Genomic DNA, 19,034 nt, shown 5'->3' with positions numbered 1-19,034 from the left:
GTTCTTTTAAAGAATTATTTTTTATCTTAAATCTGAATTTGTATAATCTGAATGACATTCTCCGACCTGGGTTTAAATGCTGCGCTACTTCAATCCCTTAGTGAAAATAATATTTCTTCGCCATCAGAAATTCAGCAAAAAGCAATTCCTGTTATTCTGAATTCTACTAAAAATGTAGTAGGCGTTGCACAAACCGGAACAGGTAAAACAGCTGCATTTGGCTTGCCCGTATTACAACAGATCAATCCTTCTTTACAGCAAACACAGGTACTGGTGCTGGTACCCACCAGAGAACTTGGCCAGCAGGTTGCAAAAGATCTGTTTGTATTCTCCCGCTACATCGTGCGCATACATACAGAAGCCGTTTACGGCGGGAAAAAGATTGAAGAGCAAATAAAAAAGCTTGAAACACCAAAACACATTCTGGTTGCAACTCCCGGCCGGTTGCTTGACCTGATTGCGCGAAAGGCGGTGAACTTAAGTAACCTGAAATACCTGATCCTGGATGAAGCCGATGAAATGCTCAATATGGGCTTTCTTCCGGATATTGATAAGATCATGAAGATTGCAAAGCCCACTGCACGTAAGCTTTTGTTCACCTCAACACTTGGTTCTGAACTTAAGCTGATCATCCGGGAATATTTAGGAACCGACATCGAAGAGATTCGCATAAAGCCGCAGGAGTATGTAAATAGAAATATTGAACATCAGTACCTGGCATATCAATACGGATATAAATTAGAATATCTGAAAGCATTTTTGCTGAAGCATAGCAATGAACGCGGCATCATATTCTGCCGTACACAGGCCGCGGCTAAATTACTGGGGCAGCAGCTGGCCGGTTTTGATATTGTTGTCGGGTCACTTTACGGCGACCTCAATCAATATGAGCGTACAAAAGTGATGCATGCATTTAAAGACAAACGCATTGAGGTACTTATTGCAACGGATATTGCAGCCCGGGGCATTGATGTGAGCGATCTGAATTATGTGATTCATTATCATTTGCCGGATAACGAAGCGCAATATGTTAACCGCAGCGGAAGAACGGCGCGCGCCGGAAAAAAAGGCAAATCCATTGCCTTGTTACAAAGCGATGAACTATATCATAAAGATGATTTTGAAGATGCGTTACGCATCAGGTTTGAACCCATAAAGCTGGATATAACGATTGATAAAAAAGAATCGTGTCCGGTAAAAATGACAATCAATGTAGGTACACGACATGAACAAACGCCGGAGTCGCTGAAACAATTCTTAATGCTTCAATCCGGTGTGAAGGAAGAAGCCATACAAAATGTACTTGTCTATCGCGCACATGCAACGTTTGATATAGATTCAAAATATCAGAGTCAGTTGATTAATAACATTCATCAGACAAAACATTTTCATCAGCGGGTGCTTATTGAAGAAACGGCTAAATAAAATCGACACGGTTGTCCGTCGGTACATGCCGTAACGGATAACCGTGTCGAACATTTTTCAATTAAAATTATTATTTAAAACGCGTCCAGGTTTCTGTACTATACAGAAAGCCAATGTAACCGCGCATGCTCAAGGTGCCATCATCATTCAGCCACAGTTTTCCGGTATAGGTTTTACCTTCTCTGCAATCGTATATTTTGCCATTAATATATTCACCATCTTTATACACGAAATTTAAAAATGTTAAAGATCCGATCAACGGGTTAGAGCGTTTAGATGCATCCGGATTTTTGCCGTCAACTTTAGGTTTTCCTGTTGTCGGATCATTGGGTTCAGAGAGCCAGATTATTTTTCCGAAATAAACATTGCTGTTTGTCTTATATATTTCGACGTGGGCTTTTTTATCGGCAGAAAGCCAGGTGCCCAGAATGTTGTCTGCCTGTGCAAATGCACTTGTACCAAGCACTGTAAAAAGAAGTATGCTGATTAAATGTTTCATAGCTGTACGGTTTTAGTTACTTATAATATACAAAAAATAGCTGATTATATACTAAACGTTTAACAGGCAATTTTGTTATCATTCAGGTTGACAATCTGTTTTTAAAGGCCAATTATATGCACTATAAAATCACGTAACGGCTGTACTACTTCAATAATAAATGTTTTGTGAAACAATAACGGCATAGGCAGTATAAGCCATGCAAATACCCAGATATGCGCTGCGATCGGGTGCAGGATGATTTTTTTTACAAGGCTTATTTTACTTTCTGCCAGCATGACAAGGCCATGCATAATGAAATATAAAAACGGTAATCCATAACCAGTTTTTACCGGAAATGAAATGGCAATTTCATGTAGCAATCCGGAAATTAAAAACGAAGCAATCATAGCAGCAGTAATACCATAAACATTTTTTAAAGGCTTGTATACAACAACCGCAGTCATTTCAGAAAAGGCCATGTTCCAGCGTCTGCCCCAGAATTCCTTTAGTGATGTTGCTTTATACGGAGCACGGAATAATTCTTTTACGTCTACTCCTGAAAACCGCCAGGATGCAGTACTTAAATTCAATATGCCGAAGTGTAAAATAAAACTCAAGCCAACAAGCATGAGTAATTCATAAAAAAAATAAACAGCAGAAAATTCTTTTTCCGCATAAACAGAAGCAATTAAAAGTAATAACCCAATAATAATTCTCGAAATTCCTTTTACAACAAAAGCCATAACATCAGGAAGCGGGCTTGAGGGAAAGGTTTCAAATAAACGCGGACGCATACCAAACCAGCCCATAGCAAATACCAGCCATTGCAGATATGTGAGCGTGGGTTTTCCTCTGTACGTTTCAACCAACACAATAACTTTCATAGAGATGAGCTGTAAGGATGCGATAGCAATCATCCGGTAGATTGGAGCAGCAGACAGCGTGAGCGTAATAGATACTAGCGCTGTACCCATAACAATAAGCCAGGCAAGCGCCCGCGCAAAGTAAAGATTATTGATGTATGGAATAAAATACCCGATCAGCAATAGGAAAACTCCCCAGCTTAGCAATACACCCGTTATCAGATCCATGAGTTGTTATATAAGAAAGCCAGAAAATAAAGTATTGTAAACAGGAAAAACAAACCTACCAAAGCAATTTCACCTAATGTAAAAATCAATCCTTTCGGTGCATGTGTTTTGTCGAAATAAAAGAATTGAATACCAATACGTGTGAGCCAATATAAACTGATAAACAAGGTAAGACAGGATGCAAGAAAGGAATGATTCAGAAGTTCTTCCGTTCCGAAAATTGAAACCAGACCGAAACAGATATTAATAACTAAAATATATGCTGCATAGGTCCAGAACATCTGCCGGATCAAGGGCTGCACCTTTGTCAGTTCTGTTTTCCAATCCAGAACCTTAGGAATAATACTGCTTCCTATGCCTAATGCAAGATGGAGTATGCCGCAAATGAAAATTAACTTGTTCAGAAACATAACATTCATGTATTTGAATCTGTTGTGAGATATAAATATAATGCATTTCAGCTGTTTGATTTACAACATGTATAAAAAATGCATTCGTATCAGTCCGTCTGATTATAAAATTTGTATTCTTTCCCATTCAGATGGATTTGCTTCTATATAATGCTCTATGTTTTGTAACTGTTGATTTCGGATAATGTGATCATAAAAAGGTGTCTGCCATGAAAAGCCGGCATGAATGTTACGTATTTCGAACGTACACGGGCCTTTGTACCACCGGATCACCCGTGAAATATTTTGATGGAACAATGGATTTTTATTCCCGGCAAAACCGCCAATCGTAGAGACGCAATTTATTGCGTCTGTTAAATGATATGAAATTGTATATGTTGAATATGAAACGCAATAAATGTGCGGTTAAATAATTAGACACAATAAATTGGTCTATACGATTAAATATAATTTCCTACCTTTGCCCTATGAATCAATACCCCATTGCAGAAATAGTTGAAGAGATTAAAGAAACACTGAATCTTCAGACAACTGTTATTCTGCAGGCACCGCCCGGTGCAGGGAAAAGTACCATTCTTCCGCTTGAATTATTGAAGGCAGACTGGCTTGAAGAAAAAAAGATTATTTTACTTGAGCCACGGCGCATGGCCGCGCGCAGTGTTGCACAGCGTATGGCCGATCTGCTGGGTGAGGAAGTAGGAAAAACCGTTGGTTACCGGGTACGTTTTGATCAGCGTGTTTCAGCACAGACACGAATTGAAGTTGTAACAGAAGGAATTCTGACACGACGATTGCAGCAGGATAATACACTGGAAGGTGTAGGCATGGTTATTTTTGATGAGTTTCACGAACGTAGTTTACATAGTGATCTGTCGCTTGCATTGTGCAGAGACCTGCAACAGATCCTGCGGGAAGATTTGCGCATCCTGATCATGTCTGCAACGCTGGACGGAGAAAATCTTTCAGCCATTTTAGATAAAGCACCCATCATAACAAGTAAGGGCCGCCAATATCCGATTGATGTGCGGTACACGTCGATTGATACAAACGCACCGATAAGCGGACAAATAACAACGGTTATAAGTAAAGTACTAAAAGAAGAAACAGGGGACATACTTGTATTTTTACCCGGTGTACGGGAGATTCAGCAAACAGCCGCTGCATTAACAGAACGACACGGCGATATTGCTGTTCGTCCGCTGTACGGAGAACTGAGCCTGAATGCACAGCAGGAAGCAATCCGCCCCGATGCACAGCAGCGTCGAAAAGTTGTACTGGCTACGTCAATTGCGGAAACCAGTTTGACGATAGAAGGCATACATATCGTTATTGACAGCGGTCTTGCACGTGTACCAAAGTTTGATCCAAACAGCGGCATGACAAAGCTGGAAACCGTAAAGGTAACACAGGACGCTGCCGACCAGCGTGCGGGCCGTGCAGGCAGGCTTGGTCCTGGTATCGCGATCCGGTTGTGGCCGGAAGCAACCCAGCAGTATCTCAAACCTCAACGCGTACCAGAAATTGCAGAAGCAGATCTGGCTCCGCTGGTATTGGAGTTAGCACAATGGGGTGTGAGGGATATACAATCCATGACCTGGATTACTGCCCCTCCATCAGGATCGGTAGATCAGGCGAGGACATTGCTGCAGGAGCTTGATGCCATACAGAACGGTGTGATAACAGAAGATGGGAAAGCGCTGGCGAATTTACCGACACATCCCCGTACCGCACATTTATTACTGAAAGGAAAAGAACATACTATACTTCCGCTTGCCATTGATCTGGTTTGTATTCTCGAAGAACGCGATGCACTGGGCAAACATGCAGGAGCAGATATAAGTTTGCGAGTTGACGCCCTGCAGGCATGGCGCGCAGGTAAACGTTTTCAGGGCGACACATTTATCCTGGAACGCATTGAACGTGCAGTACAATCCTGGCGAAAAATTTTTTCCATTAAATCATCTGTTTATGAATTTGATACGGATTCCATCGGCTTATTGATTGCTGCTGCATACCCGGAACGGATTGCCCGTCTGGTAGATGCAGCTTCAGCAAGATACAGAATGGCAAACAGCCGCAATGTACGGCTGCATGAAAATGATGTTCTGGTAAAAGAAGAATGGCTGGCGGTTGCGCATGCCGATGCCGGGGTAGGTGAAGGCCGTATTTACTGGGCCGCTGCGTTAAACCCGATGCTGCTCACAGATCGTATGGTACAGGAGGCTCGTATCCGGTGGGATGAAACAAAAGGTGTCTTGTTGCAGCAGGAAGAAACCCGCATCGGGAGTTTGACCGTTACATCAAAACCCTTAAAAGAAGTAGATGAAACGTTGCGTGCAGCAGCATTATGCGAAGCGGTGCGAAAAGAAGGACTGAAAATTTTTAACTGGGATGAAGCCTGTGTACAATGGCAGGCACGAATTCTTTCTCTTAAGCAATGGCGGCCAACCGAAGCATGGCCGAATGTAGATGCGGAAGGGTTGCTTCAAACCCTTGAAGACTGGCTGCCTTTTTATCTGAAACAGGTAAAGCGCAGAGAAGACTTTAAAAAAATACCATTGCCCGAAGTATTACATACCATCCTTCCCTGGGAACAGGCAAAGATACTTGCTAAGCTTGCGCCTACGCATATTGATGTGCCCAGCGGTTCATCCATTGCATTGGAATACAAAACAGATGGAAGCTTTCCCGTTTTATCTGTACGCCTGCAGGAACTCTTTGGCCTTACAGATACGCCAACGGTGAATGAAGGAAGAACAAAAGTAATGATTCATTTACTTTCACCCGGCTATAAACCGGTACAGGTAACACAGGATTTAAAAAGTTTCTGGGCGAATACATACCCTGAAGTACGTAAAGAATTACGCATGCGGTATCCGAAACATTCCTGGCCGGAAGATCCATGGAACGCAGAAGCGGTGCGTGGTGTTAAAAGAAAAAATAGCTGATTCATTTTATGCGTTATATCCAGGCAGTCCTTTCAGTAATAGCATTATTTTTTATTGTACCGGTGGTACAGGCACAAACAGATTGGCTGCTGGCTGAAAGCATTGAGAAGAACAATGCCTGGAATAAACCGTTTTATGAACCCTACAATAATGTAACGGTTCTTTTTTCAGCCAGAACAGACTCGTCTGCGTTTTGTTTTGATTGCAATCTGGCATCCATACTTTGGAAAGGCATCAGCGCGAATAACATTCCGGTATATATGCCGGATAAAAAAAACGTGTTAACACTGCAAAAAAATACGGCCATAAAAAAAGCAATTGAAATAAGTGCGATTAAAAATGAAACGTCTGTTACCAAATTAATAGGCGAGGCAATATGCAGTGTATACCGTAAGCCTGTTGGAGGAAGCATAACAGACATCGCAGATTTACCTATTGAATGGCTATCTGTAGAGGTTAAACAGAAAGATATAACTTATATCTACTATCTGCGTGCGAAGGAAAGCCTGGCGTATCTGGAAACATATCCATGTACGTGGGTACACCCGGTTAATCATCATGTACAGATGAATTACAAGCAGGCACTGGTAAAGCGGAATTACCTTACAGGTAAAAAAACGGTTGTTGCTTCATCAAACCTGCAAGCGTCTGCTTCGTTGCTAAATACGGTTCCTGTGCTTGCGCAGTCATTGATAAAAAATGACACCCATTTTTCTGCAGGTGCATTACAGAATGTTTCTGATACCATACAGATTTATTTACAGGCTATGTGCAGCGCTTCCAGTACAGCCTTGTTCAACAGAGGATATAATAAAGCTGATCTGCCGGCAATTCTTATGCAGTTGTACGAATCAAAAAAAATACATGCATATACCTATCACGAAGCGGGTTATTTCACAACGCTGGCAGCATCAGAATTGCCGGATCGTTTTTTGGTTGAGCGTTCGGATGAAGGGGAGTATTCAGTCAAACGGTATGGCACAGCAAGTTTAACACGCATTCATATTCTGAAAAAACTTACACAATTGGACAAAACAAACCGCATCAGTAACGAATGGCTTATTCTTGGCATGGATTCAACCGTGTCAACCGCTTTTACGAATACATATGTACTTGCGTTTTCTTATCCGCACGTATTGGAGGCATTGGCAGGAAAGTCTTATATGTGGTACTCCGGCATCAACCAGCTTGATTCCATGAAGCTGGAAGAAGCCTTACGTACACAGCGTATCGCGTATGATAATATGGTTGTGTCAACCATGTATGGGGATACTGTTTTTTACTGTACAAACGGGGATCGTTATCGTGAATATAAATCTGCTACTACACTTGCAGCGCAATTAGATGGTTATGCAGAAAGTCTTCGGAAAGATTTTGACGCGTCTCATAATCGTTTTCGGATAGCTGCCAAACAAACTGGTAAGCAGACTGCTGAAACGTATCAGCTGACTTATTTCTTTGATGCAAACAGCAAATCTGCGTTGACACAAAACACTGCATTAACCGATTTGTTACTGGAAGCTATCCGGACAAAAAAGATTAAAACGTATGCCGATGAGCAGCTGTCTGAAATTGTTGCGCAGGATGTAGTTATCTCAAAATTAGATAAGGCACGGTTTTATAAAACAGGAAACAAACGTAAAGACAGTATTTATATCAGCAAGATTCCGATTGACGAACGGTATATCAAGGGCAATGAGCTCACACAATATACGATTACAGCAAGCTATGCAATGCATTCAAAAGCAGCGTCACAAGGCCGTGTGCTGGGTATATTTATTCCTGCAGTATTGAATCCGCAGTATGAAGCAGAGGTGTTCTGCTATGTTTCGTATACGGATTTTCTGCAGTTTTTGCAGAAAGACAAAACAGGTAAAAAGCAGGTTGCTGCCTATACATCTTTACTTAACGAACGGGCAATTATTTCGGTGGAAGATTTTTATGGGTTAAGCCTATACGACGCTGCTGATGAAAAGCCTGGTGTTCCGGGTACGCTACCGCCGTATGTCAGAGAGCGGGTGATGGAATAAAAACAAATTTATATCCTTGCTCTGATATCTTACAGCGCTGGTGTCAGCTTCCGCAATATTTTTTTTAATACTACATATAATCTATGCCAGAGACATCGATATAATAATTCAATCTCTCAGCATAGGTATAAAATATACAGTTCGAAATATCTATTAAAAAAGCCTGAGTAATTAGTTACTCAGGCTTTTTTGAAAAGAAATATTCAATACTTATTTTTTGAACGTAACGTTGTAAAGTTCAATGCTTTCGTTCACAATGCGCAATGCTTCTTCTCTGCCTAAGAAATCCTCAACAACAACTTTTTTATTTTCAAGTTTTTTGTAGTCTTCAAAGAAACGCTGTACTTCTAAAATGGTGTGTGGTGGCAAGTCGCTGATATCATTGTAGTGTTTTACGGAGATATCATCAGCAGCTACAGCAATGATTTTATCATCTTTTTCACCGCCGTCAAGCATACGCATAACACCGATTACTTTTGCGTTTACAATACAGAAAGGAACTACTTCTACCTGAGAAATAACCAATACATCCAATGGATCTTTATCGTCGCAGTATGTACGTGGGATAAAACCGTAGTTGGCAGGGTAGTGTACAGAAGAGAAAAGTACGCGGTCTAAACGTAATAAACCAGATTCTTTATCTAATTCATATTTAGCTTTACTTCCGCTCGGGATTTCAATGATACATTGAACTATTGATGGAGATTCATCTCCAAAAGAAACGTCATGCCAAGGATTCATATTTTCAATTATTAGTATTAATGCAAATTACAAAAAAATATCGCTTTTTGATACTTCTTCTTATTGGTTCATTACAAGATGGTTACTACTTAACGGGCATGTTGTAATGGGAAGCAATGATCTTTTCAAACCATTTTTTAGGTACAAGTCTTCTTACCAGAATGGATAATTTCTGCATTGGTTTTCCTACCAGGTAATTAATATCCGGATTGGAGCTTCGGATGATCTTTTCAATGGCTTTACCCATTAACAACGGGTCGGAAGAATGAGCAACCTCTGCGTTGATCATGGCTTCAATACGGTTTATTTCTTCCATATAAACCGAACCGGATCGTCCTGCATGAGCCACTTTGCGGTTATCGCTGATATTGGTCGCAAAATCTCCCGGATCTACCACACATGCGTGCACGCCATAAGGTTTCAGCTCCATACGCATGGCTTCGGTGATCATATGTACCGAGGCTTTTGTTGCACTGTAAATACCCCGGTATGGCAAACCCATATAACCGGCAATAGAACTGACATTAATGATAAGGCCCATCTTACGTTCACGCATATGCGGCAATACCGCCTGGCAGGTACGCAAAATACCATATACATTGGTCTCAAATACTTCTTTCACTTCCTCGGCCGTGCTGTCTTCAATAGAACCCAGCATGCCGATACCGGCATTGTTGACTAATACGTCCAGCTTACCTTCCGCATCTATAATTGTTTTCAGCGCAGGGGTGATGGTTGTGTCGTCCAATACATCAAGCGCAATTAATTTAAACGGTACTTCATGTGCGTAACGTGCCGGGTTACGGCTTGTGCCATAAACGATGTAGCCTTTTTCATGCAGGTACAGACAAATGGATTTGCCGATGCCTGAGCTGCCGCCCGTTACCAATACAACCTGATTCATGATATAAAATGTTCGTATGAAAGGTTGAAGTTAGAAGTAAAAATGCAGAGGTAAAACGTTTTATGGAATTAGTTTTAAAAATGTATTCAGTAGAGATGCAATTTTATTGCGGCTCTCTCTGTTTCATTAGTAACAATTTATTGCGTCTGCCGGTTTTTTTCAGACGTAATAAACGGCATCTCTACTGCTTCAATACTTTCACAACAGCCGATGATTGATCGCCTGTAATTTTTACTACATAAAACCCATCCGGAAGGGCAGATATATCAAGGCCAGCCGTGTCATCGGTCAAGGTTTGTTTTTTTACGGTCTGCCCCTGAAGATTTGTTACCTGCACGTTTAACGTACCTGGTTGTTGCGAATCAATGTGCAAAATGCCGGTGGTTGGATTGGGGTACACGGCAATATTTTGTTCGGATCGATTCAGAATGGATGTTGGAATATCGGTTGCGGTACCTGTTACCGTTAGCGTATAGGCGGGTGTATTGGGGTCATTGCTGTTTATTGTAAGGGTGATTTGTTTGGTTCCTGTTGTGGTTGGGTGAAAGCTCACAGGTAATGCAATGATCTCCGCGGGCTCCAGGGTGTCGGTTAGTTGCAGCATACCCGGATCAATGCTGAAATCAGCTGCATCGCCGCTGATGCTGATGCGTTGGGTAAGATCTTTAAACAGTAAATCGTAATCGCCTTCGTTGCTTACCGCTACGCTGGCGGTTGAAAGATCACCCGTTTCTACCATGCCGAAATCATACGCTGTTACAGCCGTGTTTGCTACAGCCAGCTGCAGTTTGGGCTCCAGGGTGAGGATGTCGATGATGTTTGAAAATACGGCCGTTGCTGAATCTGCCCCGCCGGCAAAATATACTTTGTTCTGTGTGGCAACAGCGGTTACCCCGATATTTTTAGATGGAAGATCAATGTAGGACCATTTTTTACGGGCCAGGTCATAGACCGCTACCGAGTCTGCACTGCTTAATTCCGGCATGTTGGGAATCCGACCAGATTCATCGGGAAAAGGAATGAAAAATGCTTTGCAGCCGGCCTGTACAACCTCTTTGTAAATCCGTTCCCGTCCATCCTGCACGGTTTTAAAAAAATAGGGAATTTTTACGTACTCCCAGCTGTCGTTTGCCGGACGGTAAATTTCTATCGTATCGGCTGGAATTAGTCCGCTTACTTGTCCGCCGGCAAAATATACGGCGTCTTTGTACACAAAACTTTTCAGGTTGTATTTCGCCTCTTTTAACGTATCCCGGCGCCAGGTATTGGTTTCCGTGTCATACACATTGATTAAATCTTTAGGAACTGACGTCGTTAAGCCGCCGGCAAAATAGATCTTGTTCTGAAAAGAAACTCCTGTAAGCCTGGTGCGTTGTATCACTCCTTGTGCAGGCAAAAATGTTCCTGCCGTCCAGGTATTTGTTTGCGTAGAATAGAAATCGACAATGTATGATGGTGCCGTACTGCTTGTTTTTTTCTCTCCCCCGCCGAATACTACTTTTCCATTGGCAGCTGCAGCTCCTAGATCAACCCGGGCCTCTGAGAGGTATTGTGCAGACCATTGGCCCGTAACGGTATCATAGATATCTACCTGCTTACTATAAAAAGTTGGATTCAAACCGCTCCCACCATTCAGGTTACCAACACCGCCGGCAAAATAAATTTTGCTGCCGTAACTTACCGATGTAACCCTGGATCGCATGGAATCATTGGGCAATGCGGTAGTTATTTTTGTACCGGTACATATATCAATCATTTCTATTTGTCCCACTAAATAACGTGTATTTCCGATCCATTTATTGCCGGAAAAAAAGAATACATAGGGGCCGATTGCCCCTGTACTCATATTATTTTTTCCTTCATTCAATGTTGCGGTAGACCAGTGCTGCGCCTGACTGAACAGGCTTAGGATAAATAACAAAAATAAAAATAAATAGGAATGTCTTTTCATAGCCGGTAAATGAATCATGTTTTTATTACTTGCATTTAATATAAAGTATATGCAGGTTATTGCAAAGAAGTAACCTCGTTTAGATGTTTATTGAAGGTTAAAAATAGTGAAATGAATGCATCGTAGCTGCAGCCTATGGATTTATCGATTGATGCGGGCAATCCACAACTTATTTTTGAAGAACAGGTTCGTATAAATCAGCAGACACCGGATATAAAATATTGAATGCAATTTTTTTTAGTTAACATAAGTTGTACACGCTGTTGATCTGCGTTTATGAAAACATTGGTTTAGCATATATAAAAATATTTTTTTGCAATCAATCGGTGTTTTTTAACATATGTAATAAAATACATCCACATATATTCCCTAGTATTAAAAAAATAAAATTATACTTTCTGTTTAATTATTCATCAGTCAACTGAGATAACTGAAGAGAATGATTCCGTTTTATTCATAGTTTTTAAAATATTGTTTCATGATAAAATCGCTCTGCCTATGGGAAAAAGCTGCTCATTATTTCATCCGGAAAATGTATGCGCATACACAATGACCAGAAATGACGCAGCAAAAAATAAAAACAAGTGTACGGCAGCGGGGGCTGCTTAAGCATGGCTTTGTACGCGTTTCAGAATAGTGCGGAACAGAGATAAAAAAATATTTTACACAGCTTTTTTTCAGCTAAAAAAATTAACTAATGAAACATACATTAACTTTTTGGGCAAAGCGCTGCGCGCTGATGCTCTTACTTTCGCTCAGCGCAGCCTTTGTTAAAGCGCAGGCACCCATTGTTGTAGAGCAGGGATTTGGACCTGCTACAGTTGTAATCACTGCAACTACAGGATCAAGCGATGCATGTATTACTTATGCCAATCCAACAGATCAAAGCAACAATATCGGGCAGAATAAAACATTTTCAATTGCAAGTATTACTGGACTAAGTGGTAGTATCACATACAGCTGGTCGATTGAAGGCGGTGCAACCATTGTAGGTTCCACAACCGGTACAAGTGTAACTGTTAAGCCGACCATTCAGACCAATCGCTTTAATAAAGCACGTTTGTATCTTAACTATACGGGTACAAAAAAGGAAAGTGTACCCAATCCTTGTCCACCATATACGGGTAATATCGATGTAGATGTAGCTACAGCCGGCCAGGTATTTGTAGATCTGTACCAGAAGTTTGAGTACATTGATCCGATTGTAGGCGAAGCGTGTATTGAAAAAGACAAAACCTACGCCTTCTCTATACGGGATATGGTAAGCGGTAATATTAATCTGGGAATCGGTACAGATATTTATACATGGAATACAACTAGTATAGACCTAGTTGGAAATCAGCCGTACGCTTCTGGAGATAACAGCGCGATCGCATTTGACTTTACTTCTAGTATTAATGGCGGTGAGCAGATCTTTGTGCAGGTAGGAAAATGTAACAGTACTTCCATTGCCCATACTTTTGGGAAAAATCTGCCCGTTGCTGAATATGAAATAGATAATTATCTAGCTGGTTGCATTCCTACATCGGTAGGACAGATTCATATTACTAATTCGATGAAAACAGGCATTGTTTACCGCTGGGAACTAGGTAACAGCAATTATACCTTTGCAAGCGGTTCTAACACAAACAGCCAGGATGGTATTACAGTAAACATCGGAACAGAAGGCGGTACTATTTACTTATATTCGAAAGCAGATCCGGCTGGAAGTGATTATTGCACCAGTGCTGCATCCGGTGAAATTGTAGAGGTTATACAGATCAAACGTAGCCTGGATGAAGGAGTTACTTTAAGTGGACCAACCTGTGTACATCCCGGCACCTACAATTATGCCTTAACACCGAATGTAAATACCCCGTTGAACTGGGAACTGCCCTACGGCTGGACCATCGACGGAGCCAACCAGAATGCGTCTAACGTGAGCATTACGGTAGCGGAGGATGCAGACTTTGGTGTTATATCAATTTCTACTACTACGTGTCCGGGTGATGAAATTGATGTAAACGTATATGTGCGTCCGGATGAGTTAGGAGAAATTTCTACCGCAAATGTATGTCTTACAAACGGCAGCACGGCGGAAGTTGTATTCAGCGTAGATGAAGTAAACCATACAACAGGATATGTATGGACCTTACCGGCAGGCTGGAATTTTAAATCCGGTACAGCTACAGATGCTGCAGAGATTACAGTTATTCCCAACGGCACCAATGGCGGAACGGTAAGCGTGTACGCGCAAGGTAATTGTGCCAACAGCAATACGGCTTCCATTGAAATAAAACTCACACCTACTACTCCGGGTACCATTGCACGTGATCCTTCCGGCTGTATCAATAAAGGCCTGGAAGATGTTGTAACCTTTACGGTGACAAATGATCCCAATGCGACTTCATATACATGGGATTTAGGCGGCTCCGGTACAGGCAGCTCAACAGCTAATTCTATCGTGGTTACTACATCCGGTACCGGCGGACCATACGTGGTGAAAGTACGTGCGAATAATTCGTGCGGAAGCAGTGCAGACCGCACAAGTGTAGTTTCTTTTGCGGGTAATGGAACGGTTAATATTACACGTACCGATCTAATTATCGGCGGTACCAAAATAGGTGAAAAACTGGAAGCAGACATCGTAGCATCTTCTACCTATCAGTGGTTTAGAGACGGCGTATTTATTACCAATGGCAGAGCCATTGATATTTTTGATCCGGAAGATCCAACACCGCATGATTACTGTGTAGTAGTAACAAGTAATACCAGCGGCTGTATTACAAGAACATGTATACAATCGGGTTACAACTTTCGCGTGGGATCAAGTGATGAGGCAAATGCTAAAGTAACCGTGTACCCAAACCCTGCAGCAAATAATGTCAATGTAGGTATTACCAATACCTTTAAATCGGCATCGATTACTGTTTATGCACTCAATGGTGCGGTTGTATATAAATCTGCTACAAGTAACGTGATTACGCCTGTAGATTTATCTCAGCTCGAAAATGGGATGTATTTTGTAGCTGTAGACGTGGATGGTGATAAAACCATGCACAAGGTGCAGGTAACGAAATAAATACATTTAAACAAACATCTTATAAGAGCAGGCAGAACAGCATATACGTTCTGCCTGCTCTTTGCATTATTTGTTCCTGCTAGTATTTTACGGTTACAAATAGTATTTTGAAAGTATAAACCGGTATAATTTTAATGTTATAAATCACATATTGTAACATAATGAGTAAGGCACAATCTACTGTTTGTGCAAGCAAATAAATAAAATATAAATCGTACAGGCGTTGTTTAACGCGCCTCAAACATACCTGCCATGAAAAAGATCCTCATGCTGTTAACCGTTATTTTTATGTTCACCCATGCCGCCTTTGCGCAGCACTGGTCTACCGCAACGTTGAATGAAGGAAAAAACAACATGAGTACAGGGGCAATCGGCCCCTATCTATTCTTTTTTTCAGGAGATAAATGGGTTGGTAACACATTGTATTTAGTGAGTCAGATAGAAATGATTGATACACGTACCGGTGCAAAACTAAGTACTGCCTTACCCAATGATTCCATGCGATCCAGGGTTACATCCATAAGTTATGGCAGCAAAATTTATTTTGCCGGTGGCGTTGGCAGATTGAATGGCCCCAGTCAATTAAACCCGTCTTTTTACAGTAAGAAGGTAGATATCTATGATACCCTTACGGGCCAATGGTCTGCACAATACCTCTCAGAGGCCCGGGTTGATCTAGGAGCTGGTGCTGCCAATGGAAAAGTAGTATTCGGAGGGGGAGAGAAAAAAACAAGCAGTACGGCACCATCATACATTGTCGATTTCTATTCTACGCAAACAAATACCTGGACAGCAGGAACATTTTTGCCTGCACAAGGAATTGTACAACGCACCAGGCTTACAGGAGTTTCTTTTCAGAACAAAATCTATTTTGCCGGGGGAGAAACCAGCTCAGTTCCCAAAGATTTAATCAATGTGTATGACACGGAACTAAATACATGGAGACGTGATACACTCAAAGAAGCAAAATACAACCTGAAAAGTTTTGTATACAAAGATGCTATTTATTTTGCGGGCGGGCAGGTGAGCAATCTAATTCCAGCTGATACGATAGAAATTTACCGTCCGGCAAACGACAGCTGGGAGTACGTAAAAATTCCCTATTTTTTTAAAACCGTGCAGGATGGACGGGAACGGATTTACAAGGAGGTTGTACAGGCCGGCTGCAAAGCATTTTTTATTCCATTTCCAGATCGTTCGGGTTGGATTCCCAACAAGCCGGAATTCAGCAGTGCAGACTCGGTAGCGGTCTATGACCTGGCCCGTAAAAAATGGTCCTACATTGATCTTCCGTCTAAAAATATCGGTGTAACCGCTGTTGCCACACAGAACAAAGTATATTTTGCCGGCGGGGCAGATTCAGCAACGGCCGTATTTTCAAACATCATCGACATCCTCACCCTTGAGCCCAAACTGCAGCTGGCTGTAGCAAACACGGCTGTAACAGCGTATGATTTCGGCATGGTAGAAACGGGTGATCTTTCAACCGTCAGCGTAGCGGTAAGCAACGAAGGCGATTACGATTTACTGTTTAAAGATCTTACCCAACGCATCAGCATCAGCGGCGATGCAGCTGATTTCAGCATTGATCACGGTATGCTGCAACTAACCGACACCCTGGAGCCCGCGGAGATCATTGCATTACCTGTGAGCTTTCACCCAACCACAACAGGAACCAAACAAATCACCCTTACAATAAACAGCAATGACCCCAATACACCCGCCTATACGCTAACGGTAACAGGTACCGCAACCGATATTCCAACATCCATTCTGAATCGATCCGAACAAAATATTGCCGTGTACCCCAATCCAACCACCGGCATTTTGCACATTGATTCGCAACAACCAGGTACGTTAAACGTGCAGGTAACAAATCTTCAGGGGCAGACCGTAAAAAAACAAACCTTGACCGATGACACGGCTGGCCTTGATATATCTGCCCTTCCGGATGGGTTTTATGTAGTAAAAATTACAGGCGATCAATCATCGGCTGTTGTGAAAGTATTGAAGCAGTAGAGATGCAGTTTATTGCGGCTAAAAAAACAACGTACTGTTTTTTATACATACAATGTTTTCATTTAAATCATTTAATATAATGACCACTTAAAATAAGTTAATATGAAGATTAAAATTTTACTTGTTGCTGCAGTTATTTTCCTTTATGCACGATTTATATCCGCACAGACAACAGGTACATTTATAGTTGCAGATAAAGGAAACAGTATGTATTCCTGTGAAGATACATTAATCACTTTTGAACAGATTTTTAATAAAACAGGTATCCGGGATTTAAATGATGCGAATGATAATATAAGCAAGTATAAAATGTTCCGGCTGGATGGTATAATTGTTACAAACGATGAGATTACAGCTCCTTTTAAATATAGCACCTATGATAGAGTACATATTCAAAAAACGGGTGCTGATCCGATTCTGAATAGTGCAGTAGTAATAGATTTTTCCATTATTACTCCGCCAACATCTCTATTCGCGGTAGATACATTAACCTATATGGTTGATAAAGGAGAGAAAGTAAATTTCGCAAACGACTTTTTTACCAATGTGAAATTTTGGAGTAGTGGTAATAATATTCTGGATTTAAATCACAGGCTTACTTTTACAGATCTGTCCACAGGTATTCAAACTCCTATGACAGAAGATTTTGAAAGTATTGTTGGCAAAGGCAAATATAAAATCCGGCAACAGGTGTCTGTATGCAGCCCCTACGATTATTACTATGACAGCATATATGTAATCGTGGAAGAAAGTCCTTGCCATTCAATAGCTATAAAAAATGTACCTTCTGTTTGCAGAGAAGACATAATAGATATCCGCCCATATGTATTTGTTGATGGCATAGCAGCAACTCCTGCCCAACTGGAAGACATGATCTATTGGAATAGAAGCAATATATTTGACCAGGAATCCGGACTGCCGATGAATCCTGCCTCCATGGATATGAAGGATATGTTTAATAAGACAGATTTATTTCCCTATGTTGAAATAGGCTATCAGCCCAATATTGACATGAATATATGTGAAAATTATTTTTATACATTTAATCTGAAAGTTCCCTCAAAAATTCCTAAAACGGAAAGTGTGTTTGCAAAAACAAATTATGACGAGGAAGAAATTTTTAAGATAACGGGTACATATTATGGATTCAATAATCAATTCAATACAGATATTCTAAAAAAACTTTATCTGGATAATTATACCATTTTTGAAGGAACCGCATTTAATTATTTCAGAGATCAAACGTATACCCTACCGGTAAGCGGTACCGTCATTGAGCCGGGAACATATTACGTGGTGGCTGTAAATGAAATGTGTGGGAATGATAGTTCTGGGTTTGTTGTTACTATTCAGAATAAAGATTTCGATATTCAATGGAAGGCCGCTGAAAGTTTAGGCAAAGGATATTATATTTTTACAGCGCCTGTATATAGCGGTGCCACCTACAACTGGTCTGCATGGGGCGGCTTTATCGTATCCGGAAGAAATACGAATGAGGTCATCGTTTATTATTCAGAACAGGCAGCATCTACAGTAACAACTTCGTGTGTAATAACACTTGCAAACGCACGCACTGCAGGCAATGGGGGAATGAGTTCTGCTGTATATATAACAACGAATGATAACAGCAGGGAAGAGATAACATTAGATGCACGTTTGCCGGATGTATCATTGAATAAGAATGTTTCTTTTGCATACCCAAATCCGGCTGCGGGAACCTTTGCTGTAACCGGTAACGGTAAATATGAAATAATGGTTTATAACAATATCGGGAAGCTTGTTTATGCAAACGATGCGTATGAAGCAAATGATCCTGTAGCTATTACCGGTAAAGGAATGTATAGTGTATGTATTACGCAGGAGGGGATTAAACAATCTTTAAAAGTAATCATAGAATAATACCGGCGTTTAAAGTAGCTGTCAAATGTTTTAATAGACAAAAATAATATGCGCATAAAAAAACGAGTCATGCC

Annotated in this window: 12 protein-coding genes; 6 read left to right on the top strand and 6 right to left on the bottom strand. The window is 41.1% G+C overall.

Annotated features, from left to right (window positions below; all coding sequences use genetic code 11):
- Nucleotides 1–51 precede the first annotated feature (51 nt).
- The gene (locus CHU_RS15140; RefSeq protein WP_011586464.1) at nucleotides 52–1,425 is read left to right on the top strand and encodes a DEAD/DEAH box helicase; all 1,374 of its coding nucleotides are present in this window, start codon (nucleotides 52–54) and stop codon (nucleotides 1,423–1,425) included.
- 70 nt (nucleotides 1,426–1,495) lie between these two features.
- Here CHU_RS15140 and CHU_RS15135 read toward each other — a convergent pair whose 3' ends face one another.
- From CHU_RS15135 to CHU_RS15125, 3 genes are all read right to left on the bottom strand, one after another.
- Entirely contained in the window at nucleotides 1,496–1,924 is a 429-nt protein-coding gene (locus CHU_RS15135; RefSeq protein ID WP_011586463.1) for a DUF2147 domain-containing protein, read from the bottom strand.
- A 101-nt stretch (nucleotides 1,925–2,025) separates the two neighbouring features.
- Nucleotides 2,026–2,997 carry a wax synthase family protein gene (locus CHU_RS15130; protein ID WP_049755585.1) on the bottom strand — a complete coding sequence of 324 codons (972 nt, stop codon included), beginning with the start codon at nucleotides 2,995–2,997 and terminating at the stop codon, nucleotides 2,026–2,028.
- Complete coding sequence (locus tag CHU_RS15125) at nucleotides 2,988–3,407, bottom strand: hypothetical protein (protein WP_238379297.1); 420 nt, start codon at nucleotides 3,405–3,407, stop codon at nucleotides 2,988–2,990. The genes CHU_RS15130 and CHU_RS15125 overlap by 10 nt, the downstream gene beginning before the upstream one ends.
- Before the next feature lie 467 nt (nucleotides 3,408–3,874).
- On the opposite strand from CHU_RS15125, the gene hrpB reads away from it, so the two are divergent.
- On the top strand, nucleotides 3,875–6,355 hold the full coding sequence (hrpB, locus tag CHU_RS15120; protein WP_011586459.1) for an ATP-dependent helicase HrpB: 2,481 nt from the start codon (nucleotides 3,875–3,877) through the stop codon (nucleotides 6,353–6,355).
- A gap of 8 nt (nucleotides 6,356–6,363) precedes the next feature.
- Complete coding sequence (locus tag CHU_RS15115; RefSeq protein WP_011586458.1) at nucleotides 6,364–8,385, top strand: hypothetical protein; 2,022 nt, start codon at nucleotides 6,364–6,366, stop codon at nucleotides 8,383–8,385.
- 210 nt (nucleotides 8,386–8,595) lie between these two features.
- On the opposite strand, the gene CHU_RS15110 is transcribed toward CHU_RS15115, so the two are convergent.
- The 3 genes from CHU_RS15110 to CHU_RS15100 all read right to left on the bottom strand — a co-directional run bounded on the left by CHU_RS15110 (nucleotide 8,596) and on the right by CHU_RS15100 (nucleotide 11,999).
- Nucleotides 8,596–9,126 carry an inorganic diphosphatase gene (locus CHU_RS15110; protein WP_011586457.1) on the bottom strand — a complete coding sequence of 177 codons (531 nt, stop codon included), beginning with the start codon at nucleotides 9,124–9,126 and terminating at the stop codon, nucleotides 8,596–8,598.
- A gap of 85 nt (nucleotides 9,127–9,211) precedes the next feature.
- Entirely contained in the window at nucleotides 9,212–10,030 is an 819-nt protein-coding gene (locus tag CHU_RS15105) for an SDR family oxidoreductase (RefSeq protein WP_011586456.1), read from the bottom strand.
- Between the two features lie 181 nt (nucleotides 10,031–10,211).
- A complete protein-coding gene (locus tag CHU_RS15100) occupies nucleotides 10,212–11,999 on the bottom strand; it encodes a T9SS type A sorting domain-containing protein (RefSeq protein WP_011586455.1) in 1,788 nt (595 codons plus the stop codon).
- Between the two features lie 679 nt (nucleotides 12,000–12,678).
- Between CHU_RS15100 and CHU_RS15095 the strand changes: the two genes are divergently transcribed.
- From CHU_RS15095 to CHU_RS15085, 3 genes are all read left to right on the top strand, one after another.
- Nucleotides 12,679–15,042 (top strand): T9SS type A sorting domain-containing protein, encoded by a 2,364-nt coding sequence (locus CHU_RS15095; protein ID WP_011586454.1) that lies wholly within the window; start codon nucleotides 12,679–12,681, stop codon nucleotides 15,040–15,042.
- 252 nt (nucleotides 15,043–15,294) lie between these two features.
- Nucleotides 15,295–17,061, top strand: coding sequence for a T9SS type A sorting domain-containing protein (locus tag CHU_RS15090; RefSeq protein WP_011586452.1), 1,767 nt, complete (start codon nucleotides 15,295–15,297; stop codon nucleotides 17,059–17,061).
- Between the two features lie 102 nt (nucleotides 17,062–17,163).
- A complete protein-coding gene (locus tag CHU_RS15085) occupies nucleotides 17,164–18,960 on the top strand; it encodes a T9SS type A sorting domain-containing protein (RefSeq protein ID WP_011586451.1) in 1,797 nt (598 codons plus the stop codon).
- Nucleotides 18,961–19,034 lie beyond the last annotated feature (74 nt).

This window comes from Cytophaga hutchinsonii ATCC 33406, assembly GCF_000014145.1.
GTDB classification, from domain to species: Bacteria; Bacteroidota; Bacteroidia; order Cytophagales; family Cytophagaceae; genus Cytophaga; species Cytophaga hutchinsonii.
This window is presented reverse-complemented; position numbering and strand designations above follow the sequence as displayed.